This window comes from Pseudomonas sp. GM50, from assembly GCF_000282375.1.
Classification (GTDB): Bacteria; Pseudomonadota; Gammaproteobacteria; order Pseudomonadales; family Pseudomonadaceae; genus Aquipseudomonas.
On the sequence record NZ_AKJK01000040.1, the window covers coordinates 193,444 to 217,542 of the forward strand.

General features: G+C 59.2%; 24 protein-coding genes and 4 tRNA genes. 23 read left to right on the top strand and 5 right to left on the bottom strand.

Annotated features, from left to right (window positions below; all coding sequences use genetic code 11):
- The first annotated feature begins 5 nt into the window (after positions 1 to 5).
- From PMI30_RS23105 to PMI30_RS23060, 10 genes are all read left to right on the top strand, one after another.
- Positions 6 to 566 (top strand): CvpA family protein, encoded by a 561-nt coding sequence (locus PMI30_RS23105; protein ID WP_008007221.1) that lies wholly within the window; start codon positions 6 to 8, stop codon positions 564 to 566.
- Positions 567 to 607: 41 nt separating this feature from the next.
- Entirely contained in the window at positions 608 to 2,113 is a 1,506-nt protein-coding gene (gene purF, locus PMI30_RS23100) for an amidophosphoribosyltransferase (RefSeq protein WP_007905939.1), read from the top strand.
- A gap of 148 nt (positions 2,114 to 2,261) precedes the next feature.
- Entirely contained in the window at positions 2,262 to 3,473 is a 1,212-nt protein-coding gene (locus PMI30_RS23095; protein ID WP_008007223.1) for an O-succinylhomoserine sulfhydrylase, read from the top strand.
- Positions 3,470 to 4,246 carry an SDR family oxidoreductase gene (locus tag PMI30_RS23090; RefSeq protein WP_008007225.1) on the top strand — a complete coding sequence of 259 codons (777 nt, stop codon included), beginning with the start codon at positions 3,470 to 3,472 and terminating at the stop codon, positions 4,244 to 4,246. The genes PMI30_RS23095 and PMI30_RS23090 overlap by 4 nt, the downstream gene beginning before the upstream one ends.
- Positions 4,247 to 4,501: 255 nt before the next feature.
- A tRNA-Val gene (locus PMI30_RS23085) sits at positions 4,502 to 4,577 on the top strand.
- A 55-nt stretch (positions 4,578 to 4,632) separates the two neighbouring features.
- Positions 4,633 to 4,709 (top strand) — tRNA-Asp (locus PMI30_RS23080).
- 93 nt (positions 4,710 to 4,802) lie between these two features.
- Positions 4,803 to 4,879, top strand: a tRNA-Asp gene (locus PMI30_RS23075).
- A gap of 259 nt (positions 4,880 to 5,138) precedes the next feature.
- Complete coding sequence (locus PMI30_RS23070; protein WP_008007228.1) at positions 5,139 to 5,648, top strand: sigma-70 family RNA polymerase sigma factor; 510 nt, start codon at positions 5,139 to 5,141, stop codon at positions 5,646 to 5,648.
- Positions 5,645 to 6,589 carry a FecR domain-containing protein gene (locus tag PMI30_RS23065; RefSeq protein ID WP_008007230.1) on the top strand — a complete coding sequence of 315 codons (945 nt, stop codon included), beginning with the start codon at positions 5,645 to 5,647 and terminating at the stop codon, positions 6,587 to 6,589. The genes PMI30_RS23070 and PMI30_RS23065 overlap by 4 nt, the downstream gene beginning before the upstream one ends.
- A 67-nt stretch (positions 6,590 to 6,656) precedes the next feature.
- Complete coding sequence (locus tag PMI30_RS23060) at positions 6,657 to 9,080, top strand: TonB-dependent receptor (RefSeq protein ID WP_008007233.1); 2,424 nt, start codon at positions 6,657 to 6,659, stop codon at positions 9,078 to 9,080.
- Between the two features lie 130 nt (positions 9,081 to 9,210).
- Here the strand turns inward: PMI30_RS23060 and PMI30_RS23055 are convergent, their stop codons facing one another.
- Positions 9,211 to 10,494, bottom strand: a complete 1,284-nt coding sequence (locus PMI30_RS23055) for an NAD(P)/FAD-dependent oxidoreductase (protein WP_008007235.1) — start codon at positions 10,492 to 10,494, stop codon at positions 9,211 to 9,213.
- 183 nt (positions 10,495 to 10,677) lie between these two features.
- Here PMI30_RS23055 and PMI30_RS23050 point away from each other — a divergent pair.
- The 4 genes from PMI30_RS23050 (at position 10,678) to PMI30_RS23045 (ending at position 12,777) form a co-directional block, all read left to right on the top strand.
- Positions 10,678 to 10,754, top strand: a tRNA-Val gene (locus PMI30_RS23050).
- A gap of 244 nt (positions 10,755 to 10,998) precedes the next feature.
- Positions 10,999 to 11,466: an anti-virulence regulator CigR family protein gene (locus PMI30_RS30355; protein WP_008007237.1), complete on the top strand. Its 468-nt coding sequence runs from the start codon at positions 10,999 to 11,001 to the stop codon at positions 11,464 to 11,466.
- Between the two features lie 178 nt (positions 11,467 to 11,644).
- Positions 11,645 to 12,109 carry a hypothetical protein gene (locus tag PMI30_RS31665; RefSeq protein ID WP_008007239.1) on the top strand — a complete coding sequence of 155 codons (465 nt, stop codon included), beginning with the start codon at positions 11,645 to 11,647 and terminating at the stop codon, positions 12,107 to 12,109.
- A 212-nt stretch (positions 12,110 to 12,321) separates the two neighbouring features.
- A complete protein-coding gene (locus PMI30_RS23045) occupies positions 12,322 to 12,777 on the top strand; it encodes a DUF2214 family protein (protein ID WP_008007241.1) in 456 nt (151 codons plus the stop codon).
- Positions 12,778 to 12,970: 193 nt separating this feature from the next.
- Here PMI30_RS23045 and csrA read toward each other — a convergent pair whose 3' ends face one another.
- The gene (gene csrA / locus PMI30_RS23040; RefSeq protein ID WP_007905913.1) at positions 12,971 to 13,165 is read right to left on the bottom strand and encodes a carbon storage regulator CsrA; all 195 of its coding nucleotides are present in this window, start codon (positions 13,163 to 13,165) and stop codon (positions 12,971 to 12,973) included.
- A 249-nt stretch (positions 13,166 to 13,414) separates the two neighbouring features.
- On the opposite strand from csrA, the gene PMI30_RS23035 reads away from it, so the two are divergent.
- Complete coding sequence (locus tag PMI30_RS23035; RefSeq protein ID WP_008007242.1) at positions 13,415 to 13,780, top strand: hypothetical protein; 366 nt, start codon at positions 13,415 to 13,417, stop codon at positions 13,778 to 13,780.
- Between the two features lie 73 nt (positions 13,781 to 13,853).
- Here PMI30_RS23035 and PMI30_RS23030 read toward each other — a convergent pair whose 3' ends face one another.
- From PMI30_RS23030 to PMI30_RS23020, 3 genes are all read right to left on the bottom strand, one after another.
- The gene (locus PMI30_RS23030) at positions 13,854 to 14,543 is read right to left on the bottom strand and encodes an endonuclease (RefSeq protein ID WP_008007243.1); all 690 of its coding nucleotides are present in this window, start codon (positions 14,541 to 14,543) and stop codon (positions 13,854 to 13,856) included.
- A gap of 4 nt (positions 14,544 to 14,547) precedes the next feature.
- Positions 14,548 to 14,817 (bottom strand): DUF1654 domain-containing protein, encoded by a 270-nt coding sequence (locus PMI30_RS23025; protein ID WP_177318834.1) that lies wholly within the window; start codon positions 14,815 to 14,817, stop codon positions 14,548 to 14,550.
- A gap of 183 nt (positions 14,818 to 15,000) precedes the next feature.
- Positions 15,001 to 16,089: an asparaginase gene (locus tag PMI30_RS23020; RefSeq protein ID WP_008007248.1), complete on the bottom strand. Its 1,089-nt coding sequence runs from the start codon at positions 16,087 to 16,089 to the stop codon at positions 15,001 to 15,003.
- A 336-nt stretch (positions 16,090 to 16,425) separates the two neighbouring features.
- Here PMI30_RS23020 and PMI30_RS23015 point away from each other — a divergent pair, with 336 nt between their 5' ends.
- The 8 genes from PMI30_RS23015 (at position 16,426) to PMI30_RS22980 (ending at position 24,063) form a co-directional block, all read left to right on the top strand.
- Positions 16,426 to 16,881, top strand: coding sequence for a hypothetical protein (locus PMI30_RS23015; protein ID WP_008007250.1), 456 nt, complete (start codon positions 16,426 to 16,428; stop codon positions 16,879 to 16,881).
- A 181-nt stretch (positions 16,882 to 17,062) separates the two neighbouring features.
- Positions 17,063 to 18,019, top strand: a complete 957-nt coding sequence (locus tag PMI30_RS23010; protein WP_008007251.1) for a sugar ABC transporter substrate-binding protein — start codon at positions 17,063 to 17,065, stop codon at positions 18,017 to 18,019.
- A gap of 56 nt (positions 18,020 to 18,075) precedes the next feature.
- Positions 18,076 to 19,629, top strand: coding sequence for a sugar ABC transporter ATP-binding protein (locus PMI30_RS23005; RefSeq protein WP_008007252.1), 1,554 nt, complete (start codon positions 18,076 to 18,078; stop codon positions 19,627 to 19,629).
- A complete protein-coding gene (locus PMI30_RS23000; RefSeq protein ID WP_007905898.1) occupies positions 19,626 to 20,603 on the top strand; it encodes an ABC transporter permease in 978 nt (325 codons plus the stop codon). The genes PMI30_RS23005 and PMI30_RS23000 overlap by 4 nt, the downstream gene beginning before the upstream one ends.
- 3 nt (positions 20,604 to 20,606) lie before the next feature.
- Positions 20,607 to 21,626, top strand: coding sequence for a LacI family DNA-binding transcriptional regulator (locus tag PMI30_RS22995; RefSeq protein WP_008007253.1), 1,020 nt, complete (start codon positions 20,607 to 20,609; stop codon positions 21,624 to 21,626).
- A 56-nt stretch (positions 21,627 to 21,682) separates the two neighbouring features.
- Positions 21,683 to 22,600: a ribokinase gene (rbsK, locus tag PMI30_RS22990; RefSeq protein ID WP_008007254.1), complete on the top strand. Its 918-nt coding sequence runs from the start codon at positions 21,683 to 21,685 to the stop codon at positions 22,598 to 22,600.
- Positions 22,597 to 23,001, top strand: a complete 405-nt coding sequence (rbsD, locus tag PMI30_RS22985) for a D-ribose pyranase (protein ID WP_008007255.1) — start codon at positions 22,597 to 22,599, stop codon at positions 22,999 to 23,001. Before rbsK ends, rbsD begins: the two co-directional genes overlap by 4 nt.
- 33 nt (positions 23,002 to 23,034) lie before the next feature.
- Positions 23,035 to 24,063: a nucleoside hydrolase gene (locus PMI30_RS22980; RefSeq protein WP_008007256.1), complete on the top strand. Its 1,029-nt coding sequence runs from the start codon at positions 23,035 to 23,037 to the stop codon at positions 24,061 to 24,063.
- The last annotated feature ends 36 nt before the right edge of the window (positions 24,064 to 24,099 follow it).

A 24,099-nucleotide genomic window follows, 5' to 3' on the forward strand; every position in this document is an offset into this window, starting at 1 on the left:
GCACTGTGCCATTTACCTGGGTTGACTGGGCGATCGTTGCAATCGTCGCCATCTCCGCTTTGATCAGTCTTAGCCGCGGCTTCGTCAAGGAAGCACTCTCGCTGCTGACGTGGATCATCGCAGGAGCCGTTGCCTGGATGTTCGGTGGCTCATTGTCCGAGTACCTCGGCGGATACATCGAAACGCCGTCGGCTCGCGTGATCGCGGGCTGTGCCATCATGTTTGTCGCCACTTTAATCGTGGGCGCAATGATCAATTATCTTATCGGCGAGTTGGTTCGCGTCACCGGGCTATCCGGGACCGATCGATTCCTCGGCATGGCCTTCGGCGCCGCGCGTGGCGTGTTGCTGGTGGTCGTGGCGGTCGGGCTGTTGAGCCTGGGGCCGGTACAGCAGGACGGGTGGTGGAAAGAATCACAGCTCGTGCCAAAATTTCTATTGGTCGCAGACTGGTCCAAAAACCTGATTCTTGGGTGGAGCAGTCAGTGGCTTGCCAGCGGAATCAGCGTACCCGCTGATATACCGTTCAAGGAGCACCTCTTGCCGACGGCCAAAACGCCTCAGTGAGTTGTGTTCAGTTCAGATCCATTAAGTAGGGGTTGCGTCGCATGTGTGGCATCGTCGGTATCGTCGGTAAGTCGAACGTCAATCAGGCGCTGTATGACGCGCTAACCGTCCTCCAGCACCGCGGCCAGGACGCTGCCGGTATCGTGACCAGCCATGATGGCCGGTTATTCCTGCGCAAGGATAATGGCCTGGTACGTGACGTGTTCCATCAGCGTCACATGCAGCGCCTGGTCGGGCACATGGGCATTGGCCATGTGCGTTACCCGACCGCGGGCAGCTCGACCTCGGCCGAAGCTCAACCGTTTTACGTCAACTCGCCGTACGGCATCACTCTGGCGCATAACGGTAACCTGACCAACGTTGAACAACTGGCCAAGGAGATTTACGAATCTGACCTGCGCCACGTCAACACCAACTCCGATTCGGAAGTGCTGCTGAACGTGTTCGCACACGAGCTGGCCCAGCGTGGCAAGTTGCAGCCGACCGAAGAAGACGTGTTCGCTGCCGTCACCGACGTGCACAACCGTTGCGTCGGCGGTTACGCGGTCGTGGCGATGGTGACCGGTTACGGCATCGTCGGTTTCCGCGATCCGCACGGCATCCGCCCGATCGTTTTCGGTCAGCGTCACACCGACGAAGGCGTCGAGTACATGATCGCCTCCGAAAGCGTTTCTCTGGACGTACTCGGTTTCACCCTGATTCGCGACCTGGCACCGGGCGAAGCGGTCTACATCACTGAAGACGGCAAGCTGCATACCCGTCAGTGTGCGACCAACCCGTCCCTGACCCCGTGCATCTTCGAACACGTCTACCTGGCGCGTCCGGACTCGATCATCGACGGCGTCTCGGTCTACAAGGCCCGCCTGCGCATGGGCGAGAAGCTTGCCGAGAAGATCCTGCGCGAGCGTCCGGATCACGACATCGACGTGGTTATCCCGATTCCGGATACCAGCCGCACCGCGGCCCTGGAGTTGGCGAACCACTTGGGCGTCAAGTTCCGCGAAGGTTTCGTGAAGAACCGCTATATCGGCCGGACCTTCATCATGCCGGGTCAGGCTGCACGGAAAAAATCCGTACGCCAGAAGCTCAACGCCATCGAGCTGGAATTCCGCGGCAAGAACGTGATGCTGGTGGACGACTCGATCGTTCGCGGCACCACCTGCAAGCAGATCATCCAGATGGCTCGCGAAGCCGGCGCCAAAAACGTCTATTTCTGCTCCGCGGCACCGGCCGTGCGTTACCCGAACGTCTACGGCATCGACATGCCGAGCGCTCACGAGCTGATCGCCCACAACCGTTCGACCCAGGACGTTGCCGATCTGATCGGCGCAGACTGGTTGATCTATCAGGACTTGCCTGACTTGATCGAAGCGGTCGGTGGCGGCAAGATCAAGATCGAGAAATTCGATTGCGCGGTGTTCGACGGCCAGTACGTCACCGGCGACGTCGACGAGGCTTACCTGAACAAGATCGAGCAGGCGCGCAACGATGCCTCCAAGGTCAAGACCCAGGCAGTCAGCGCGATCATTGATCTGTACAACAACTGAGTAAGAACCGGCCTGTAGGAGCGAGGCTTGCCCGCGAAGCTTTTGGCGTTCCCAAGGGCCTCTTCGCGGGCAAGCCTCGCTCCTACAATGGTGTCCTGCCTCAAGGCCGGTTTTGTATCTACTACCGAACAAGGCAAGGAGTGACAGCATGAGTCAGGATTGGGATGCCGGTCGGCTGGACAGCGACCTCGAAGGCGTAGCGTTCGATACCCTGGCCGTACGCGCCGGTCAGCACCGCACGCCGGAAGGCGAGCACGGTGATCCGATGTTCTTCACTTCCAGCTACGTATTCCGTACCGCCGCCGACGCGGCTGCGCGCTTTGCTGGCGAAGTTCCGGGCAACGTTTACTCGCGCTACACCAACCCGACCGTGCGCGCGTTTGAAGAGCGTATTGCCGCGCTGGAAAGCGCCGAGCAAGCCGTGGCTACTGCCACCGGTATGGCCGCGATCATGGCTGTGGTAATGAGCCTGTGCAGCGCCGGCGATCATGTGCTGGTCTCGCGCAGCGTGTTTGGTTCGACCATCAGCCTGTTCGAGAAGTACTTCAAGCGCTTCGGCATCGAAGTCGATTACGTGCCCCTGGCGGACTTGTCCGGCTGGGATGCGGCGATCAAGGCCAACACCAAGTTACTGTTCGTCGAGTCGCCCTCCAACCCGCTGGCCGAGTTGGTAGACATCAAGGCTCTGTCGGAAATCGCGCACGCCAAGGGCACGATGCTGGTAGTCGACAACTGCTTCTGCACACCGGCGTTGCAGCAGCCGTTGAAGCTGGGCGCGGACATCGTTGTGCACTCGGCGACCAAGTTCATCGACGGCCAGGGTCGTTGCATGGGCGGCGTTGTGGCCGGTCGTAGCGAGCAAATGAAAGAAGTCGTCGGTTTCCTGCGTACTGCCGGGCCGACCCTGAGCCCGTTCAACGCCTGGATCTTCCTCAAGGGTCTGGAAACGCTGGGCCTGCGCATGAAGGCGCACTGCGCCAATGCTCAGCAACTGGCCGAATGGCTGGAGCAGCAGGACGGTATCGAGAAAGTCCATTACGCCGGTCTCAAGAGCCATCCGCAACACGAACTGGCCCAGCGTCAGCAGAAGGGTTTCGGTGCGGTCGTGAGTTTCGAGGTCAAGGGTGGCAAAGAGGGCGCCTGGCGCTTTATCGATGCGACGCGCCTGATCTCCATCACCGCCAACCTGGGCGACAGCAAAACCACTATCACACACCCGAGCACCACCTCTCACGGCCGTCTCGCGCCGCAAGAGCGTGAAGCGGCGGGGATTCGTGACAGCCTGATCCGCGTAGCGGTCGGCCTGGAAGATGTGGCAGACCTGCAGGCCGATCTGGCGCGTGGGTTGGCTGCCTTGTGATCGAGTTGTCGACGCCGACCACGGGTACCCATGGCCGCGTCGCGCTGGTCACCGGTGCTGCGCGCGGCATCGGTCTGGGGATTGCGGCCTGGCTGATCAGCGAAGGCTGGCAGGTGGTGCTGACCGATCTGGATCGTGAGCGCGGTTCGAAAGTGGCGAAGGTGCTTGGCGAAAACGCCTGGTTCATCGCCATGGACGTCGCGAATGAAGCGCAGGTGGCACTAGGCGTGGCCGAGGTGCTGGGACAGTTCGGGCGCCTGGATGCGCTGGTGTGCAATGCGGCGGTGGCCGACCCGCACAACATCACCCTGGAAAGCCTCGACCTGGCCTACTGGAACCGGGTGTTGGCGGTGAACCTCAGCGGGCCGATGCTGTTGGCCAAGCACTGTGCGCCGTACCTGCGAGCTCACAGCGGCGCGATCGTCAATCTGGCCTCGACCCGTGCCGCGCAGTCAGAACCCGACACAGAGGCTTATGCGGCGAGCAAGGGCGGTTTGTTGGCCCTGACGCACGCCTTGGCCATCAGCCTAGGGCCGGAGATTCGCGTCAATGCGGTCAGCCCGGGCTGGATCGACGCGCGAGACCCGGCAGCGCGGCGTGCCGAACCGTTGACCGACGCCGATCATGCGCAACATCCGGCGGGCAGGGTAGGGACGGTCGAGGACGTGGCGGCGATGGTGGCGTGGTTGCTGTCCAAGAACGCCGGTTTCGTCACGGGCCAGGAATTCGTGGTCGATGGTGGCATGACCAAGAAGATGATTTACAGCGAGTAATAGGGCGGGGCGCTGTCTCCAGCATTGATGTTGAATGTGCCGCCATCATCGCGAGCAGGCTCGCTCCCACATTAGAAAGCATGTTGTCTGAATAAACGCGGTCCCCTGTGGGAGCGAGCCTGCTCGCGAAAGCGGTCTGACGGTTGCCGACCTCGTTCGGAATGACACGATTTTGTCTTTTTTCGAAAAACTTCAAGCGGGGTATTGACTTAGCTTCGGTACCTGCGTAAATTTCGCGGCCTCGGAGATGCAAACGGGTGATTAGCTCAGCTGGGAGAGCGTCTGCCTTACAAGCAGAATGTCGGCGGTTCGATCCCGTCATCACCCACCACTTCCGAGAGTCTTGCGAAAGCAAGATGGAAGCTTTTAAAAGCCTCCACCGACGCGCAGCGGTAGTTCAGTCGGTTAGAATACCGGCCTGTCACGCCGGGGGTCGCGGGTTCGAGTCCCGTCCGCTGCGCCATATTTTCCGAGTCAGGTTTACCTGACTCGAGATTGAAAAGCCTCGAAGCTTTCCAGTCAGACGAGTTACTTGGGCGAAAGTCCAAAGCGATACGCAGCGGTAGTTCAGTCGGTTAGAATACCGGCCTGTCACGCCGGGGGTCGCGGGTTCGAGTCCCGTCCGCTGCGCCATATCTGCTTCAAGGCCCACTGAACGCCTTGGAGCTACGAAGCAAGCCGCTGGTAAAGCCAGTTTCTGTTTCGAGTCGATAGCAAAGACCCTGGTCGAAAGACCGGGGTTTTTTGTGTCTGCGATTTGGCTTTTCCTCTCTCATGTCCTTCCCGCCCAACCTTTCTGCGCCCCAATTGCATAAAGGACTTGGTTCACCGCTTCGACATTAATTAGAATCACTCTCATTTACGATAACTCCTTGGCACAGGGCTTCTTGAGATGAGTGATGCAGCGATGCCGAAGGAGCAAACCTTCCACGACCTGTACCGCGATCACCGTGGCTGGCTGGAAGGCTGGTTGAGAAGACGCATGGGCAATGGCTGTGATGCGGCGGACCTGAGCCAGGATACGTTCCTGCGTTTGCTCGCCAGCTCTCAACGAATTGCCGATCTGCAAGAGCCCCGTGCCTATCTGCTGACGGTGGGCAAGCGCCTGCTGAGTAATTTCTATAAGCGTCGAAGCCTCGAGCAGGCTTATCTGACGGCACTGGCGGCGTTGCCGGAAGACTGTGTGCCATCGCCCGAACAGCGCTGGTTGTTGCTCGAAACCCTGCAAGCCCTGGATGAACTGCTCGATGGACTGCCAGCGGCGGTGCGTAGGGCGTTTCTCTGGAGTCAGCTGGAAGGCTTGAACTATCAGCAAATCGCCGAGCGCCTGCAGGTATCGGAGCGCACGATCAAACGCTACATGGCGCAAGCCTATGAGCATTGTCTGTTGGTGGAACTGTGAACAGTCCGGTGCCCGATGCCCGTCAGGCGGTGCGAGCTGCCGCGCAGTGGCTCGCCTTGCTGGAATCTGGAAGTGCCAGTGAGCAGGATCGAGCGAATCTGCAGCGTTGGCGCGACAGTTGCGTCAGTCACGAGCAGGCTTGGCAGAAGGCTCAAGCCTTGCGTCAGCGGTTTGCCAGTCTGCCTTCAGCGTTGGCGCTCAAAAGTCTGGATCGCCCCGAGCCGGGGCGGCGCGTTGTGCTCAAGCGTGCATTGGGTGCGGTGGCGTTGGTGCCGGCCGCTTGGCTGATCAGCCGACAATTGCCCCTGGATGTCTGGCGAGCTGATCTGCATACGGCCACCGGAGAGCGCAAAAAGGTGCAGCTCGCTGATGGCAGTTCCTTGCAGCTCAATACGGCCAGTGCCGTCGATGTGGATTTGCAGAGCCGTCGCTTGAAGCTGATTGAGGGCGAGCTGTCGCTGAAGGTCCCGAGTGCATCGCCGCTGACGATCCAAACGAAGTTTGGACAGATCATGGTCAGCCAAAGCGAAGTCTGTGTTCGCCAGGAGGCGCGCGGTTGCCGCGTGTCGGTGTACAGCGGCGCCGTGCAATTGCAGCCCTTGCAGGGGGCGGTGTTGGCTTTGCGCAGTGGTCAACAAGTCAGTCTTCAAGCCGTCGGCGTCGGGTCGATCAGCCCATTCGATGTGCTTGCGCCGGGTTGGCGAGAGGGCGTGCTGATGGCGAAAAACCAGCCGCTGGGAGATTTCCTGCGCGAACTCAGGACGTATCGACCGGGCGTGTTGCGTTGGGAGCCGGAGCTTGAAGCGTTGCGGGTCACCGGCAGTTTCCGCCTGGACGACACCGATCGCGTCCTCGCATTGCTCGCGGCCAGCCTGCCGCTGGAGGTGCATTCACGTACCCGTTATTGGGTGACGTTGCTGCCGCGCAAAAATAGTGTGTGAAGCCTGTCCCCTTTTTTCGACTCGCTTGTCATTCAAGGCATGTGAACGAATCAAGAGAGCTATTTCAATGCCCGCAGTAATACCTTGCTGTCCGCGTCCGGCTTCTTCTCGCCTGCGTCCGTTGTTGCACTTGAGCCTGTTGTTGGGCCTGAGTGCCAGTCCGTTGTTCATCACTGCCAGTTGGGCCGAAGACAGTGCCCGGCGCAATTATCAGGTGCCTGCCGGTAGCCTGAGCGATGCGCTGACCCGGTTTGCCGGTCTGTCTGGCGTCAATCTCTCGGTCGATCCGGCACTGGTGGGCGGTCGCACCAGCCCTGGTCTTTCCGGCGAATACGCGGTCGAGGAAGGCTTTGCCCGGTTGTTGCAGGGTTCTGGTCTGCAACTGCAGCCGGTGGGAGAGCAGGCCTACATCCTGACTCCGGCGCCAGAAGGCAGCAGCCTGCAACTGGCCCCCACCTCGATTCTCGGTGCCACGGGCGGGGCGGACGGCGAGGTGTATGCCGGCGGCCAGGTCGCGCGCCGCGGTTCGCAAGGTTTGCTGGGCTCGAAAGACTTTATGGAAACGCCGTTCAGCATGACCACCTACACCGGCGAGGCGGTCAAAAACCTGCAGGCTCGTACCTTGGGCGACCTGATCGCCAGTGATCCTTCGGTTCGTGCCACCAACCCGGCGGGTGGGCGTTATGAGCAGTTCACCATTCGCGGGCTCAGCCTGTTCAACAGTGATGTCGCCTACAACGGTCTCTACGGCGTCCTGCCGACCTATACGATCGACATGGAGATGGCCGACCGTGTCGACATCATCAAAGGCCCGAGCCAGCTCATTAACGGCATATCGCCGCGGGGCAGTGTGGGTGGCGGGATCAACGTGGTGCCCAAGCGCGCGACCGACAAGCCCATCACTTCGTTTACCGGTAGCTACGCTTCCGACAACCAGGTCGGCGGTGCGGTGGATGTCGGTCGGCGCTTTGGTGAGGACAACAAGTTCGGTGTTCGCTTCAACGGCGTGAAGCAGTCCGGCGACACCGAATGGGATCACCAGAGTGTCGACCGCGAGATGGCCGTGCTGGGCCTGGATTTTCGTGGTGAGCGCCTGCGACTCTCGACGGACCTCGGGCGCACCGAGCGTGATACCGACGCCCCGCAGGAGCGCGTGCAGGTCGGCGCCAATGCGAAGGTGCCGAATGCGAACGATGTGCGCGACAACTATGCGCAACCCTGGAGCAAGGCGAGTACCAACGACACGTTCGGGGCGGTGAACGGTGAATTCGATGTCAGCGATTCCGTCATGCTGTACGGCGGTGTGGGCGCGCGTAAAAGCAATCATGACTTTCTCCGGCATGCCGTTGCTGTCACCAATGACGCTGGCGATTTCAGCGTTCAGCCGCGAGATTTCACCCGTGACGAAAATGTCCGGACGGCCACGGCAGGGGTGCGCAACTGGTTTCATACCGGCCCGGTGAGCCATGAGATCAACCTGGCCGCCAGCTATTTCTACATGGATTTCGAAAATGGCGGCGCCCGTTATGCCGCGTCCCGCAGCAACCTCTACGACCCGGTGGAAACACCAACTCCTGGCAGACCGACTCGACTCGATTCGAAGGTCTACACCGAGAACCGCTTCAGCGGCGTGGCGTTGTCCGACACGCTGGGTTTCTTCGATGACCGGCTGCTGCTGACCCTCGGCGCCCGCTGGCAGCGCGTGAAGGTTGACGACTGGACGGATGATGTCAAAGGCGCCACGGCCTACGATGAGGAAAAGGTTTCTCCGTCGGGCGGCATCCTGTTCAAGGCAACCGATAAGCTGTCGCTGTATGCCAATTACATGGAGGGCCTGAGCCAGGGCAAGATCGCGCCGTCGACCTCTGTGAACGAGGACGAGATATTCCCGCCGTTCATCAGCCGCCAGGTCGAGGTTGGCGCCAAGTATGACGCGGGTGCGTTCGCCGTGACTGCCGCGGTGTTCCGGATCAAGCAGCCGGCCTATGAGACCAACGCTACGACCCGGGTTTTCGGCCCGAACGGCAAGCGTGAGAACACGGGTGTGGAACTGAGTGTGTTCGGTGAGCCGCTCAAAGGCTTTCGCCTGCTCGGCGGTGTCATGTACATCGACAGCGAGTTGACCAATACCACCAATGGCACCTATGACGGCAACCGGGCACCGGCCACGCCGAAATACAACGTCAACCTGGGCGCGGAGTGGGATGTACCGACCGTACAGGGCCTGACCCTGACCAGCCGCGGCCTCTATTCCAGCTCGCAGTATCTGGACCAGTCCAACAACAAGGAAATCGACGCCTGGGAGCGTTTCGACGTGGGTGCACGCTACGCGTTCAAGGTTGACGAAAAGAACATCACCCTGCGTGCCAATGTCGAGAACGTGGCGGACAAACGCTACTGGAGTTCGGCTGGGGCCTCGGATGACAGCGAGCCTGGCTTGACGTTGTCGACCCCGCGCACCTACCTCCTTTCGGCGACGGTCGACTTCTGAGTCAGCGACAGGGCCGCTTTTCGTAGGCGCCAGGCTTGGTGGCGAAGGCGCACTTGATGACGCCTTCGCCGGCAAGCCTGGCTCCTACGTGTCCTGGCCGCATTCAGCGGCCCCGTTTCACCTCTATCGATCAGTATCCGAACTTGTCCCGCAATCCGTAGTACCAGGCGCCCAACGCAGCGAACGGTGTACGCAGCAATTGTCCGCCCGGGAACGGGTAGTGGGGCAGGTCGGCAAAGGCGTCGAAGCGCTCGGCCTGGCCGCGCAATGCTTCGGCCAGTACCTTGCCCGCCAGGTGCGTATACGTCACGCCATGGCCGCTGCAACCTTGGGAATAGTAGATGTTGTCGCCCAGCCGTCCGACTTGGGGGAGGCGTGATAGCGTCAGCAGGAAATTGCCGGTCCAGGCGTAATCGATTTTCACGTCCTTGAGCTGCGGGAAGGCCTTGAGCATCTTCGGTCGAATGATCGCCTCGATGTTCGCCGGATCGCGCGCGCCATAGACCACGCCGCCGCCGAAAATCAGGCGTTTGTCAGCGCTCAGGCGGTAGTAGTCGAGCAGGTAGTTACAGTCTTCGACACAGTAGTCCTGGGGCAACAAGCGCTTGGCCAATTCATCGCCCAAGGGTTCGGTTGCGATCACTTGAGTCCCGCAGGGCATCGACTTGGCCGCCAGCTCCGGCACCAGATTACCGATGTAAGCATTGCCGGCGACGATGATGAATTTGGCCCTGACCTTGCCCTGAGGCGTATGCACCACCGGATTGGCGCCGCGCTCGATGCGCACCGCTGGCGACTGCTCGTAAATAGTGCCGCCCAGCGACTCCACGGCTGCTGCCTCGCCCAAGACAAGGTTGAGCGGATGAATATGCCCGCCGCTCATGTCGAGCATGCCGCCGACGTATTGATCGCAAGCCACCACTTCACGGATGCGTCGCTGATCCAATAGCTCAAGTTGCGTATGACCGAAACGCTCCCACAGGCGCTTCTGGGATTCCAAGTGGCCCATCTGCTTGGCGGTAATGGCGGCGAACACACCGCCGTCCTTCAGGTCGCACTGGATGTTGTATTTGGCCACCCGCTCACGAATGATCCGTCCACCCTCGAACGCCATTTGCCCCAGCAGCTGAGCTTGCTTGGGGCCGACACTGCGCTCGATCACATCGATATCACGGCTGTAGCTGTTAACGATCTGGCCACCGTTGCGCCCCGATGCGCCAAAACCCACTTTGGCGGCTTCCAGGACCGTTACCCGAAAACCGTTCTCCAGCAGAAACAGGGCAGAGGACAGGCCGGTATAACCGGCGCCGATGACACAGACATCAGTCTCTACATCATCCTGCAAGGCCGGGCGCGGCGGCGCCACATTAGCCGACGCGGCGTAATAGGACTCTGGGTAGGGAGTGTTCGCCATCCTGCAGCCTCTGTTTAATATATTTTACGAGTGCATCGATCCTACCCGAGTTAAAAAATGACCGCCAGCCACCGGAAAATCTTCTTTGCCGCAGCAAAATTAAATATTTTGCATATTCATAGGGTTAGGTGAAAAAAAGGTGTTGACACCCCTCCGGAATTCCGTAGAATGCCGCCTCACAGCAGGCACGTAGCTCAGTTGGTTAGAGCACCACCTTGACATGGTGGGGGTCGTTGGTTCGAGTCCAATCGCGCCTACCAAACAAAATCCGCTCTGCTGGGCGGTCTAGAAGGGCTCACCGAAAGGTGGGCCCTTTTTTGTTGTCTGTGATTTGCAAAACTTTGCAGCCCCAGGCTATCAACTGACTGGGCCAGCTTTACTCTCCAATCGTTCGGTTTTTCCCGTCTGGCCCTGTCGCCATCTCCAGTGCGCACAGCTTCTGAACTAACACTCCCATAACCGTCTATACATTGCAGGGGGCATCCCCTTTCTGAGAGAACGGATATGTTTAGATCTCGCTCGTTGATTGCCGCTATGACGTGTCTTGCCTTGGCGTCCGGTTCAATGACTGCATTGGCCGACCCGGGAAACGGGAAGGGCCAGGGAAGCGGCAAGGGAAATCCACAAAACATCCAGGACCATGGCAACGCCAGCCATGGAAACAAAGGCAAAGGTTCAGGGGGTGATGATTGGAGTCACGGCCCGAGCATCAACCACGGGAGTGTCCTTGGAATCGTGGGTGGTTATCGCGACTACTGGAGCCCCGGGCCTGCCTTGCCACCCGGCATTCAAAAAAATCTCGCACGCGGAAAACCATTACCGCCGGGGATCGCCAAGAAACTCGATGGCCGATTGCTCGGCAGGCTTCCACACTACGATGGCTACGAGTGGCGACAGGCTGGCACTGATTTGATATTGGTAGCGATCGCTACCGGAATCATCTATGAAGTTCTTAATGGCGCGTTCGATTGATATGAAAGCGACAAATTCCAACCGCTCCCTCGCCGCATAGCGACCGGCAAAATCACGGGAAGCAATGTGCATCGTTCGATAGCTGCACATTGCCTGCCCGCTGGTCGTCAACCTTTGAACTGTGTGGTGCCGAAACAGTCAATTACTCCGTGCGATATCAACCTCACGGAACCCACCCATGTTATTAAAAAACAAGAGTTTTGCAGCTGTCATGTCCTGCGTGCTGATGCTTGCAGCCGCCCCATTATTACCCGCTGATCTGTCCATCATGAGTTCCGCCTACGCGAAGGATGGTGGCGGTGGCGGTGGTAACGGCGGTGGCAATGGCGGCGGTAACGGCGGTGGTCATGGAGGCAGCGGTAATTCCGGCCATTCTGGCGGCGTCAGCAGCAATGGCCACGGCGCAGGTTTGAGCAGTGATCACGCAGGCAGAGCGGTTCGGGACCATGGCCTCAGTGGCAACCACTATGGTAGCGATCGTAACGGTGATCGCGGCCGTGGTTCAGTCACTTCGGGCATTGCCCATTCCAGGGATACGCGAGGGGTGGCGAAGGCCTCTGCCATTTCGGCCTCCAGGCCTGGCGATCACAACACGAAAGGGTTGAGTAACGCTCGCACTTCGATTTCAAAAAGAACGCATTGAGTCAAAGACTCTCAAGCCGGGTATCCATCAGGAACCCGGTTTTTTTGTGCCTGCTATTTACCAGTTGAGTCTGACGTTGAAACCCCCGGCATATTGGTCGCCCTGGCGGTGGTGATGTGCGGGTAATCAGCGGAGCCAGGTACGTGGGCAAATCCCCTCCGATGAACTACTACTGTAGGGCTGTTTCAACTTCGTCTGTAGGGAGTATGTCGATGCTGGCTCACTGGTTTCTGGCGGCGATTCACCTCTTGGCCTTTGCGCTGGGCTTCTGGGCGGTACTGACCCGCGGCACGGCTTTACGTCGTCTGATTGCCGGGGTGGGGGAGGCGCGCAGCGTTTTGGTTGCGGATAATCTGTGGGGGATCTCTGCAGTCATTCTCTTGGTCACGGGTGGGATGCGAGCCTTTGGCGGGTATGAAAAAGGCACTGATTACTATCTTCACCAACCGCTGTTTCATCTCAAGATGACGCTCTTCGTCCTTATCCTGTTGCTTGAAATTGCGCCGATGGTGGCGCTGATCAAATGGCGGATTGCGCTGGGGCGTGGGGCGGCGATCAATACCGGGCGCGCAACACTGTTTGCCCGTATCAGTCATATCGAAGCGCTGCTGCTGATGCTGATGGTCGTGGCCGCCACGGGCATGGCGCGTGGGGTAACGTTTGGTTAGCCAGGAAGGAGGAAGCTCTTTCTCGCAGTAAATCCGAAACGTCTGACAGTCATGGCATGAGCGGGGGCGGTAGTATCGGCTCCACGTTGCGACGGTATCGCAAAGAGGCTGGGCAGAGGGGCGATGCGGTGCTTGAATCTTTAGCCAGCCGTTATTCGAGGCAGAATGGGCTGGCTACTGACCACAGCAGGATTCAGGGGGTTTGCGGTTTGTCTGGGGCGGTCAGGCCGGCCTGAATGCGTTGATAGATTTCTTCGCGATGCACCGCAACGTCTTTCGGGGCGTTGATGCCGATCCGGACTTGCTGGCCGCTAACGCCCAGAATGGTGATCGTAATGTTGTCACCGATGTTTATGCTTTCACCGACTTTGCGGGTGAGTATCAGCATGGTTTTCTCCTTGATTGCTTTGTAGGGCACCTGATTCGGACAGTGCAGAGGTCGGTATAGGTATAGATTAGTGCGAAGTCTCGCAGTTTGGGTGCCTCTTTCTGACGCGCAGATGCTGCATTAATTCCCAAGGCGTAACTATACAGAGGCCGCAACCATCATTCTCGTTGTTTTGCGCCCATTTTGCGGCGCTCGAGCAGGATCCATGAGTGTTAAAATCGCCGCTTTCAGCATTCAGAGGGAAGCGTTGTGCGCAAAATGGCCTTGGTAATCGCAGTATTGACGTTGGCCGGGTGCGATGAGGGTAAGGGGGTTGGCGCGCAAAAGCCGCAACCGACAGTCGCTTCCGCACCCGCGGCGACAACCGGTCCGCAATGGGACGTCGAGGTGCGTGGCGAAACCCCCCAGGCGGTCAGCGACCTGAGCGGCTGGTTGATTGAGCATAGCTTCGTTTCCAGCGTCATCAGGGAGAATGGAAAGGTTCGTATTCTGGTCGGACCGTTCAATTCGAAAGCCGAGGCAGAAGCCAAGCAAGCTGAAGTGACGGCAGCGCTCACCCGGGCGAAAAAAAGGAACATCGAGTCGTTGGTCGTTGAACACCCGACAGCCCAATAACCAAAAGCGCCGATTAGAAACGAACAAAGGCCTGGGGTGTAATGCCCCAGGCCTTTGTGTTTTCAGCGGCCGGTCAGCCGCAGGTTTTCATGTCTACCGGGCCGACAAACTCGTTGCCGCGCCCCATCACGCACGCCACGCTCTGGTTGCGCTGACGTTCCCAGGCCTGTACCGGATAGGTCTTGTTCCAGGCTTCATACAGTTGCCGATCCTGTTTTGACAGGCGCAAGCCGTACTGCTTGCTCATGTAGAAGTAAGTCCGGGCGATCATGCCGCGAATGGAAGGGCGGGGCATGACCTTCTTCGCCTTGAAGTCGACCTGTGTCAGGCACGAACCGTATTGACCGGTTTGCACCGGCAACCAGCCGAAGCTGAAGTTGCTGCGATCGCCATTCACCTCGCCGATGCTTGGCACCAGATTGTGCAGATCGGCCTCGGCTTTCTGATAGGTCGGGTCGTACCGCGTGCAGTTCTTGCGACCACCTTGTTGCCAGCATTCGCGCTGATGGCCGATCTGCCAGGCCGGGACAATGTGTTCCCACTCGATGCGCGAGGCGCGTTTGGCGTTTTTGCGCGGCACATAGCCGCAGGCGGCCAGGTCCACGCGGTTGCCGGTGTATTTGCAGCCGCAATAAAACTCGGTGGATTGCGGGGCGTACAACTTCCACGCGACTTTCTTGGCTTCGTTGAAGGTGCGTGGGGCGCCAGCCTGGGCGCCGAGGGTGATGAACAGAAGTAGTAAAGCAAACCAGCGGACACTCATTGACTCAATCTTCCTTCGGCACAACCCAGAAAATCTGCACACCGCCATCGTCGCGATGGGCGAGGGTGACGTTGTCGTTCTCGTCGATTTCTTCGAGCAAGCGCTCCCACTCATCCATGGGTTCGTCCGGAAGACGGAAGATCAGCGCAGCTTTGGCTTTCTGGGCGGTGGGGGAATTGATGATTTTCTGAACGCGCATACCCAGGCGTTCATAGGCGTCAGGAGAGACAGAGGGAGTGGCCACGGAATAATCCTTATTAAGCTGTACGTGCATACAGTATTTAACTGTAAGCATTTTCGCAACTGCTTAAAATTCAAGAAAATCCTCTGACAGTAGTTTTTTCCGTTTGGTGTAGGACGATGGGGATTTTTTTATCGGAAAAGGTCGTGAACCACTCACCAAGGCTGGCGAGTGGTGGCAGCGATGCCCGACCAGAACAGGTCGGGCGAGGGCGAATCAGTACTCCCAGAACATCCGTTGCAGCTCTTTGCTGTCGTTGGTCTTGGTCAGCGCGACCATGGCCAGGATGCGGGCTTTTTGCGGGTTCAGGTCGTTAGCCACAACCCAGTCGTACTTGTCGTCAGGCTGTTCGGCGTTACGCAGTACGAAACCACCGGCGTTGACGTGGGAAGAACGAATGATTTGTACGCCGTCCTTGCGCAGGGCTTGCAGGGCGGGAACCACGCGAGACGAAACCGAGCCATTGCCGGTACCGGCGTGGATGATGGCTTTGGCGCCCGATTGAGCCAGGGCTTTGTAGGCGGTGTCGCTGACGTTGCCATAGGAATAGGCGATTTCGACGTCAGCCAGGCTCTTGATGGTTTTGATGTCGAATTCCGAATCCATGGTGTGGCGCTTGGCTGGCAAGCGGAACCAGTAGGATTTGCCTTCGACCACCATGCCCAGTGGGCCCCAGGCACTTTTGAATGCCTCGGTCTTGATGTTGATCATTTTGCTGACATCGCGACCCGACTGGATTTCATCGTTCATGGTCACCAGTACGCCTTTGCCGCGCGCGTCTTTGCTGCTGGCCACGGCGACGGCGTTGTACAGGTTCAGCATGCCGTCGGCCGACATGGCGGTGCCAGGGCGCATGGAGCCGACGACGATGATCGGCTTGTCGGTTTTTTCCACCAGGTTGAGGAAGTAAGCGGTTTCTTCCAGCGTGTCGGTGCCGTGGGTGATGACAATGCCATCGACGTCTTTGCTGTCGGCCAGCTCAGCCACGCGACGGCCCAGTTGCAGCAGGTTGTCGTTGGTGATGCTTTCGGACGCGATCTGCATGACCTGTTCGCCGCGAACGTTGGCCAATTGGCTCAGTTCCGGAACCCCTGCGATCAACTGTTCGATACCGACTTTCGCCGCTTGATAGGTGGCGCTATTCGCGGCACTGGCTCCCGCGCCGGCAATGGTGCCGCCGGTGGCCAGGATCACCACGTTTGCCAATTTCTGTTGGGTTTCGACTTCTTTTGCCTGAAGGGCGGTGGGCAGAAGCAATAGCAGGGCCATAGCGCCCGGAATAAAAGTGTTGAAGGCAGATTTCATTATTGTTTTCTCTCGTAGTGAAACGTTGCGGATGCAGGTTCATCTAGACACGGCCCCAAGCAAATCTGAACGCCGGGGGTGCAGGAGAAGAGCAGGATCTGTACCAGCCTGATATTCAACAATAAGATCTTTTAACCTTATGATTTTTATATAAATTATTGAAACGTCTGGAAAAGTGTTCGCACTTGGCTGTCCGGGTTTCCGAACATATGTAGCTTTTACGTTCGGCTCTCCGACCTTCATTGAGAAAGTCGCCTTGCAAAATCGGAAATCAGTGCTAAAGAAATCCCCGCACAGGTCGATGCTCCTCTAAAGGGATATTTTCCAGGAGTTCATATGTCGTTTACTGTCGGTTTTCCAAATGCAGGCGCAATCACTATCGCGGGCAAGTCCCCGGCGACCATCAATGCCTTGAGTGAAGCGACCTCCGACGCCTCGGCCCAAGCGCTGGGTGAAGAGGAGGGGAGCGACAACCAAGTAGTCAGAACCGGTGGTGCTGCGCAGACTCAGGGCGAAACCAAATCCGAAAAAAGCAGCAATCAAAGTATTGCGGTGCAGGTACTGCTCAAGCGCATGCAGGAACTGCAGCAGCAACTGCGCGAACAGCAGCAGCAACTGGCGGCCGCTCAGGCAGCGAATTATCCAACTCCGGAAGCCAAAGCCACCGCGGTCATGTCGATTCAGGGGCAAATCGCCGATACCAGCGGTGCGCTCGCGCAAGTGACAGGCAATCTGGTCAAAGAGCTGGCAAAGGGTTCCAGCAGTGGCAGTCTGGTCAGCACAACGGCGTGATGTAAAAGGGCCAACCGAGACACTAACGGGTCGTTGACAAATCTCGACAGGGTTCGCATAGTTCGGTCTACGCAAACGTTTGCGCGGTCGCCTTCGATGAGCTTGACCCAGTGAGGCTCAGGGTCCAGGCGTACTCCAGCGCAAGCGTTGCTCAGAATAATCATAAGATCGGAGTGAACCCATGAAGCTGCCATTCGCTGGACGTCTTCTCGCTGTCGCAATGCTGGCTGCCGCATCCGCCGCTTTGCCTGTTTCTTCGGCTTTCGCCGAAACCCCGGAAAAACCCAAAGTCGCACTGGTCATGAAATCGCTGGCCAACGAATTCTTCCTGACCATGGAAGACGGCGCCAAGTCCTACCAGAAAGACCACTCCGGCGACTTCGAACTGATCTCCAACGGCATCAAGGACGAAACGGACACGGCCGGCCAGACGCGTATCGTCGAGCAAATGATTTTGTCCAAAGTCAACGCATTGGTCATCGCCCCGGCAGACTCCAAGGCCATGGTCCCGGTCATCAAGAAAGCAGTCGATGCCGGCATCACCGTAATCAACATCGATAACCAGCTGGACCCGGCCGTGGTCAAAAGCAAAAACATTACCGTTCCGTTCGTAGGCCCGGACAACCGCAAAGGCGCGCGACTGGTGGGTGAGTACCTGGCCAAACAGCTGAAGGCTGGTGACGAAGTCGGCATCATCGAAGGCGTTTCCACCACCACCAACGCCCAGCAGCGTACGGCGGGCTTCAAGGATGCGATGGAGGCGGCGCAGATCAAAGTCGTGTCCCTGCAGTCCGGCGATTGGGAAATCGACAAGGGCGGCAAGGTTGCCTCGTCGATGCTCAGCGAATACCCGAACATCAAGGCCCTGTTGGCCGGCAACGACAGCATGGCCGTCGGCGCAGTATCTGCCGTGCGCGCGGCGGGCAAGGCCGGCAAGGTGCAAGTGGTCGGTTACGACAACATCAACGCCATCAAGCCAATGCTCAAGGATGGCCGCGTCCTGGCCACCGCCGACCAGTTTGCTGCCCGGCAAGCGGTGTTCGGCATTGAGACTGCGCTGAAAATCATCAAGGGCGAGGCAGTCGATAGCGGCGTCAATGGCGTCATCGAAACTCCGGTAGAGCTGGTTACCAAGTAGTCCTTCTGGCGACACAACGGTGCTCGCCTCTTGGGACGAGCACATGGAGAGTTTTTATGTCCGTTTGCGCCCCGAACGCTGTGCTCTCGGTCAGCGGTATCGGTAAAACCTATGCCCAACCCGTCCTCACCGGTATCGACCTGACGCTGATGCGCGGTGAAGTGCTGGCGCTGACCGGTGAGAATGGTGCCGGCAAAAGTACGCTGTCGAAAATCATTGGCGGACTGGTCACGCCAACCACCGGCCAGATGCAATTCCAGGGGCAGGATTACCGTCCCGGCAGCCGGAGCCAGGCCGAAGAGCTGGGCATCCGCATGGTCATGCAAGAACTCAATCTGTTGCCGACGTTGTCGGTGGCGGAAAACCTGTTTCTCGACAACCTGCCCAGCCACGGTGGCTGGATCAGCCGCAAGCAACTGCGCAAGGCGGCGATCGAGGCCATGGCCCAGGTCGGCCTGGACGCCATCGATCCAGATACTTTGGTCGGCGAACTGGGTATCGGCCATCAGCAAATGGTGGAGATCGCCCGCAATCTGATCGGCGATTGCCACGTGCTGATTCTCGACGAGCCGACAGCAATGCTCACGGCCCGTGAAGTCGAAATGCTGTTCGAGCAGATCACTCGCCTGCAGGCTCGTGGCGTGTCGATCATCTACATTTCCCACCGCCTCGAAGAACTGGCGAGAGTGGCCCAGCGCATCGCGGTATTGCGCGACGGAAACCTGGTCTGTGTCGAGCCGATGGCCAATTACAACGGCGAGCAGCTGGTCACCCTGATGGTCGGCCGTGAATTGGGCGAGCACATCGACATGGGGCCGCGCAAGATTGGCGCGCCGGCCTTGACGGTCAAAGGGCTGACCCGTTCCGACAAAGTCCGCGATGTGTCCTTCGAAGTGCGCGCCGGCGAAATTTTCGGAATTTCCGGTTTGATCGGGGCAGGGCGCACCGAGTTACTGCGCCTGATCTTCGGCGCCGATACAGCTGACAGCGGCACCGTCGCGCTGGGGGCGTCGGCTCAGGTGGTGAGTATTCGTTCGCCGGCCGACGCGGTCGGTCACGGTGTCGCCCTGATCACCGAAGACCGCAAGGGCGAAGGCCTGCTGCTGACGCAATCGATCAGCGCCAACATTGCCTTGGGCAATATGCCGGTGATTTCCAGCGGTGGTTTCGTCAATAACGGTGACGAGATGTCTCTGGCCCAGCGTCAGATCAACGCCATGCGCATTCGCAGCTCCAGCCCGACGCAATTGGTCTCGGAACTGTCCGGCGGCAATCAGCAGAAAGTCGTGATCGGCCGCTGGCTCGAGCGCGACTGCACGGTGATGTTGTTCGACGAGCCGACCCGTGGCATCGACGTCGGCGCCAAGTTCGATATCTACGCATTACTCGGTGAGTTGACCCGTCAGGGCAAAGCGCTGGTAGTGGTGTCCAGCGACCTGCGCGAACTGATGCTGATCTGCGATCGCATCGGTGTGCTGTCGGCAGGGCGTCTGATCGACACCTTCGAGCGTGACAGCTGGACCCAGGATGATTTGCTTGCCGCCGCTTTCGCCGGCTACCAAAAACGTGATGCGTTGCTCAACGAAGCAGCGCCTAGGGATCTTCCATGAATACTGCATCTTTGGCCGGCAAACGTAGTGGCAATTTTTACGGCCTTGGCACATATCTGGGCCTGGCCGGTGCCTTGCTGGCGATGGTCGCGCTGTTCTCGGTCCTGAGCAGCCATTTCCTGTCTTACGACACCTTCAGCACCCTGGCCAACCAGATTCCCGATTTGATGGTACTGGCGGTCGGCATGACCTTCGTATTGATCATCGGCGGTATCGACTTGTCGGTGGGGTCGGTACTGGCGCTCGCGGCCTCGGCGGTCAGTGTGGCGATTCTCGGTTGGGGCTGGAGCGTCTTGCCTGCGGCCTTGCTCGGCATGGCGGTGGCGGCATTGGCCGGGACCATCACCGGCTCGATCACCGTGGCCTGGCGGATTCCGTCGTTCATTGTGTCCCTCGGCGTGCTGGAAATGGCGCGGGGCCTGGCGTATCAAATGACCGGTTCGCGCACCGCCTACATCGGTGATGCCTTTGCCTGGCTGTCCAACCCTATCGCTTTCGGCATCTCCCCGTCATTCATCATTGCCTTGCTGATTATCTTCATCGCCCAGGCCGTGCTGACGCGTACGGTGTTCGGTCGTTACCTGATCGGCATCGGCACCAACGAAGAGGCGGTGCGTCTGGCGGGGATCAATCCGAAGCCCTACAAGATCCTGGTCTTCAGTCTGATGGGGCTGCTGGCCGGTATCGCTGCGTTGTTTCAGATTTCTCGCCTGGAAGCGGCGGACCCGAATGCCGGCTCCGGTCTGGAGCTGCAGGTGATCGCCGCGGTCGTGATTGGCGGCACCAGCCTGATGGGCGGGCGCGGCTCGGTCATCAGCACGTTCTTCGGTGTGCTGATCATCTCCGTACTGGCGGCTGGTCTGGCGCAGATCGGCGCGACCGAACCCACCAAACGCATCATCACCGGTGCGGTGATCGTGGTGGCGGTGGTGCTTGATACTTATCGCAGTCAGCGCGCAAGCCGGCGGACCTGAGTCATGGCAACAATCAAGGATGTAGCGGCACTCGCGGGCATTTCCTACACCACGGTTTCCCATGTGGTGAACAAGACGCGGCCGGTCAGTGAGGAAGTGCGGGTCAAGGTCGAGGCGGCGATCAAAAGCCTCGACTACGTACCCAGTGCCGTGGCTCGGTCATTGAAAGCGAAAACCACCGCGACCATCGGCCTGCTGGTGCCCAACAGCCTCAACCCGTACTTCGCCGAGTTGGCCCGTGGCATCGAGGATTACTGCGAGCGCAACGGCTATTGCGTCATCCTCTGCAACTCCGACGACAACCCGGACAAGCAACGCAGCTACCTTCGCGTGTTGCTGGAAAAACGCATTGACGGCTTGATCGTTGCTTCTGCCGGTGGTGACAGCGGCCTTGCCGAAGGTCTGGCGGGTGTGCGTACGCCAATGGTGATCGTCGACCGTGGGCTCGAAGGTCTCGATGCCGATCTGGTGCGCATCGATCACGAATACGGTGCCTATCTGGCGACCCGGCACCTGCTGGATCTGGGGCACCGCGACATCGCCACGATTGGTGGACCGGCAAGCACCAGCGTGGCGCAGATGCGTCTGGCCGGTTATTGCCGCGCCTTGAAAGAGGCAGGCGTCGAAGTGCCGCGCGAGCGCATGCTGGAGAGCGACTTCACCAGCACGGGCGGTTACAACGCCGCCGCGATCCTGTTGGAAAAGAACCCGCCCAGCGCGATCTTCGCCGGTAACGACATGATTGGCATCGGTGTGTTGCGCGCCGCTGCCGAGCGCAATATTCGCGTGCCCACCGAGCTGTCCGTGATTGGCTTCGACGATATCCAGATGAGCCGTTACGTCTATCCAGCGCTGACCACCGTGGGCCAGTCGATCCTGCAGCTTGGCGAGATGGCGGCCGAAGTGCTGTTGCGCAGGATTACCACACCGGGTCTGGCGACCGATCAGCGCATCGTGACGCCCAGTATTGTCCTGCGAGAATCGACTGCGCCGCTGGCCGGTGTGTTCGCTCAATTCCGCTAAACAAAAAGCACCGCTAAAACCAAAAGCACCGCAGAAACAGAATTGACGAGTGATGTATGCCAGCAAAAGTAGTGGTAATAGGCAGCCTGAACATGGACCTGGTAACCCGGGCGCCACGGCTGCCCCGTGGTGGTGAAACGCTGATCGGCCAATCGTTTGCCACAGTTTCCGGCGGCAAGGGCGCGAACCAGGCCGTGGCCGCGGCGCGGCTGGGGGCGCAGGTGTCGATGGTCGGTTGTGTCGGCAGCGACGCCTATGGCGAAGCGCTGCGCGGGGCGTTGTTGGCCGAGCAGATCGATTGCCGGGCGGTCAGTACGGTCGAAGACTCCAGCGGCGTGGCGTTGATCGTGGTCGACGACAACAGTCAGAACGCGATCGTGATTGTCGCCGGTGCCAACGGTGCGCTGACGCCCGAAGTGATCGACCGTTTCGACGCGGTGCTACAAGCGGCGGATGTCATCATCTGTCAGCTGGAAGTGCCGGATGCCACGGTCGGCCATGCTCTGAAGCGCGGTCGTGAGCTGGGTAAAACCGTGATTCTCAATCCGGCGCCGGCCAGCCGCCCGCTGCCGGCGGATTGGTATGCGGCCATCGATTACCTGATCCCCAACGAAAGCGAAGCCTCGGCCTTGAGCGGTTTGCCGGTGGACTCCCTGAGCAGCGCCGAAACCGCCGCGGCCCGCTTGATCGCCATGGGTGCTGGCAAAGTGATCATCACCCTGGGTTCTCAAGGATCACTGTTCGCCGATGGCACACGCTTCGAGCATTTCCCGGCAGCGAAAGTGAAAGCGGTCGACACCACCGCGGCCGGCGACACGTTCGTCGGTGGTTTCGCAGCGGCCTTGGCAGCCGGCAAAAGCGAGGCCGATGCGATCCGTTTCGGCCAGGTCGCCGCGGCGCTGTCGGTCACCCGGGCTGGCGCGCAACCTTCGATTCCCACCTTGTCCGACGTACAGGCCTTTAAAGCACCATGAAAAAGACTCCTTTGCTCAACGTCGCGCTGTCGCGGCTGATCGCCTCCCTGGGCCATGGCGACACGGTCGTGATCGGCGATGCCGGCCTGCCGGTTCCACCCGGCGTCGAATTGATCGACCTGGCCTTGACTCACGGCATTCCGGATTTCATCAGTACCTTGAAGGTCGTGCTCAGCGAAATGCAGGTCGAAAGCCATGTGCTGGCCCATGAGATTCTGGACAAGAAACCGTCGGCCTTGAGCGCGCTGGATGAACTGAATGCCGAAGGTGCGCTGGGCCGGCGCGAACTGCTCAGTCACGACCAATTCAAAGCACTCAGCCGACAAGCACGGGCGATTGTTCGTACAGGCGAATGTCAGCCGTACTGCAACATCGTTTTGGTGGCTGGAGTAACGTTTTAACGTTCCGTTCTTCCCACGCACAAGGAGTGCGCTATGCACCGCTATGCTCAGAAACTGCATCATCTGCTTCGGAGTCTGCTGCTTTTGTCCCTGATTACCGCAACAAGCGCCCAAGCGGCGGAAAAGATCGACTTGATCATCGACACCGATCCGGGTGCCGATGACGTGGTCGCCTTGCTGTTTGCCCTGGCATCGCCTGAAGAGCTGAATATTCGTGCGCTGACCACCGTTGCTGGCAACGTGCGTCTGGACAAGACCTCGCGTAATGCGCGGCTGGCCCGTGAGTGGGCAGGGCGCGAGGAGGTGCCTGTTTACGCGGGCGCGCCGAAGCCAATGATGCGCACGCCGATCTATGCCGAGAACATTCACGGCAAGGAAGGCTTGTCGGGTGTCACGGTGCACGAGCCGAAGAAAGGCCTGGCCGAAGGCAATGCGGTCAACTATCTGATCGATACCCTGAAGAGCGCCAAACCCCACAGCATCACCATCGCCATGCTCGGTCCACAGACCAACCTGGCCCTGGCGCTGATCCAGGAACCTGAAATCGTTCAGGGCATCAAGGAAGTGGTGATCATGGGTGGTGCGCACTTCAACGGCGGCAACATCACCCCGGTGGCCGAATTCAACCTGTTCGCCGACCCTCAGGCTGCGGAAGTGGTGCTCAAAAGTGGCGTCAAGCTGACCTACCTGCCGCTGGACGTGACCCACAAGATCCTGACCAGTGAAGCGCGCCTGAAGCAGATCGCCGCCCTGAACAACAATGCCAGCAAGCTGGTGGGCGATATTCTCAACGAGTACGTCAAAGGCGACATGGAGCACTACGGCATTCCGGGTGGCCCGGTGCATGACGCTACAGTCATCGCTTACCTGCTCAAGCCGGAGCTGTTCACCGGGCGTTCGGTCAACGTAGTGGTTGATAGTCGCGAAGGGCCGACCTTCGGCCAGACCATCGTCGACTGGTATGACGGCCTGAAGGCACCGAAAAACGCCTTCTGGGTTGAAAATGGCGACGCTCAGGGCTTCTTCGACCTGCTGACCCAGCGTCTGGCGCGTCTGAAGTAAGCCCTGCCCCCGCAGGTGCCAGCCTGCGGGTTTTTA

Coding starts and splice junctions, on each gene's coding strand:
- purF (WP_007905939.1), top strand. CDS start 608: ATGTGTGGCATCGTCGGTATCGTCGGTAAGTCGAACGTCAATCAGGCG.
- PMI30_RS23095 (WP_008007223.1), top strand. CDS start 2,262: ATGAGTCAGGATTGGGATGCCGGTCGGCTGGACAGCGACCTCGAAGGC.
- PMI30_RS23070 (WP_008007228.1), top strand. CDS start 5,139: ATGAGTGATGCAGCGATGCCGAAGGAGCAAACCTTCCACGACCTGTAC.
- PMI30_RS23060 (WP_008007233.1), top strand. CDS start 6,657: ATGCCCGCAGTAATACCTTGCTGTCCGCGTCCGGCTTCTTCTCGCCTG.
- PMI30_RS23055 (WP_008007235.1), bottom strand. CDS start 10,494: ATGGCGAACACTCCCTACCCAGAGTCCTATTACGCCGCGTCGGCTAAT.
- PMI30_RS30355 (WP_008007237.1), top strand. CDS start 10,999: ATGTTTAGATCTCGCTCGTTGATTGCCGCTATGACGTGTCTTGCCTTG.
- PMI30_RS31665 (WP_008007239.1), top strand. CDS start 11,645: ATGTTATTAAAAAACAAGAGTTTTGCAGCTGTCATGTCCTGCGTGCTG.
- PMI30_RS23045 (WP_008007241.1), top strand. CDS start 12,322: ATGCTGGCTCACTGGTTTCTGGCGGCGATTCACCTCTTGGCCTTTGCG.
- csrA (WP_007905913.1), bottom strand. CDS start 13,165: ATGCTGATACTCACCCGCAAAGTCGGTGAAAGCATAAACATCGGTGAC.
- PMI30_RS23030 (WP_008007243.1), bottom strand. CDS start 14,543: ATGAGTGTCCGCTGGTTTGCTTTACTACTTCTGTTCATCACCCTCGGC.
- PMI30_RS23025 (WP_177318834.1), bottom strand. CDS start 14,817: ATGCACGTACAGCTTAATAAGGATTATTCCGTGGCCACTCCCTCTGTC.
- PMI30_RS23020 (WP_008007248.1), bottom strand. CDS start 16,089: ATGAAATCTGCCTTCAACACTTTTATTCCGGGCGCTATGGCCCTGCTA.
- PMI30_RS23015 (WP_008007250.1), top strand. CDS start 16,426: ATGTCGTTTACTGTCGGTTTTCCAAATGCAGGCGCAATCACTATCGCG.
- PMI30_RS23010 (WP_008007251.1), top strand. CDS start 17,063: ATGAAGCTGCCATTCGCTGGACGTCTTCTCGCTGTCGCAATGCTGGCT.
- PMI30_RS23005 (WP_008007252.1), top strand. CDS start 18,076: ATGTCCGTTTGCGCCCCGAACGCTGTGCTCTCGGTCAGCGGTATCGGT.
- PMI30_RS23000 (WP_007905898.1), top strand. CDS start 19,626: ATGAATACTGCATCTTTGGCCGGCAAACGTAGTGGCAATTTTTACGGC.
- PMI30_RS22995 (WP_008007253.1), top strand. CDS start 20,607: ATGGCAACAATCAAGGATGTAGCGGCACTCGCGGGCATTTCCTACACC.
- rbsK (WP_008007254.1), top strand. CDS start 21,683: ATGCCAGCAAAAGTAGTGGTAATAGGCAGCCTGAACATGGACCTGGTA.
- rbsD (WP_008007255.1), top strand. CDS start 22,597: ATGAAAAAGACTCCTTTGCTCAACGTCGCGCTGTCGCGGCTGATCGCC.
- PMI30_RS22980 (WP_008007256.1), top strand. CDS start 23,035: ATGCACCGCTATGCTCAGAAACTGCATCATCTGCTTCGGAGTCTGCTG.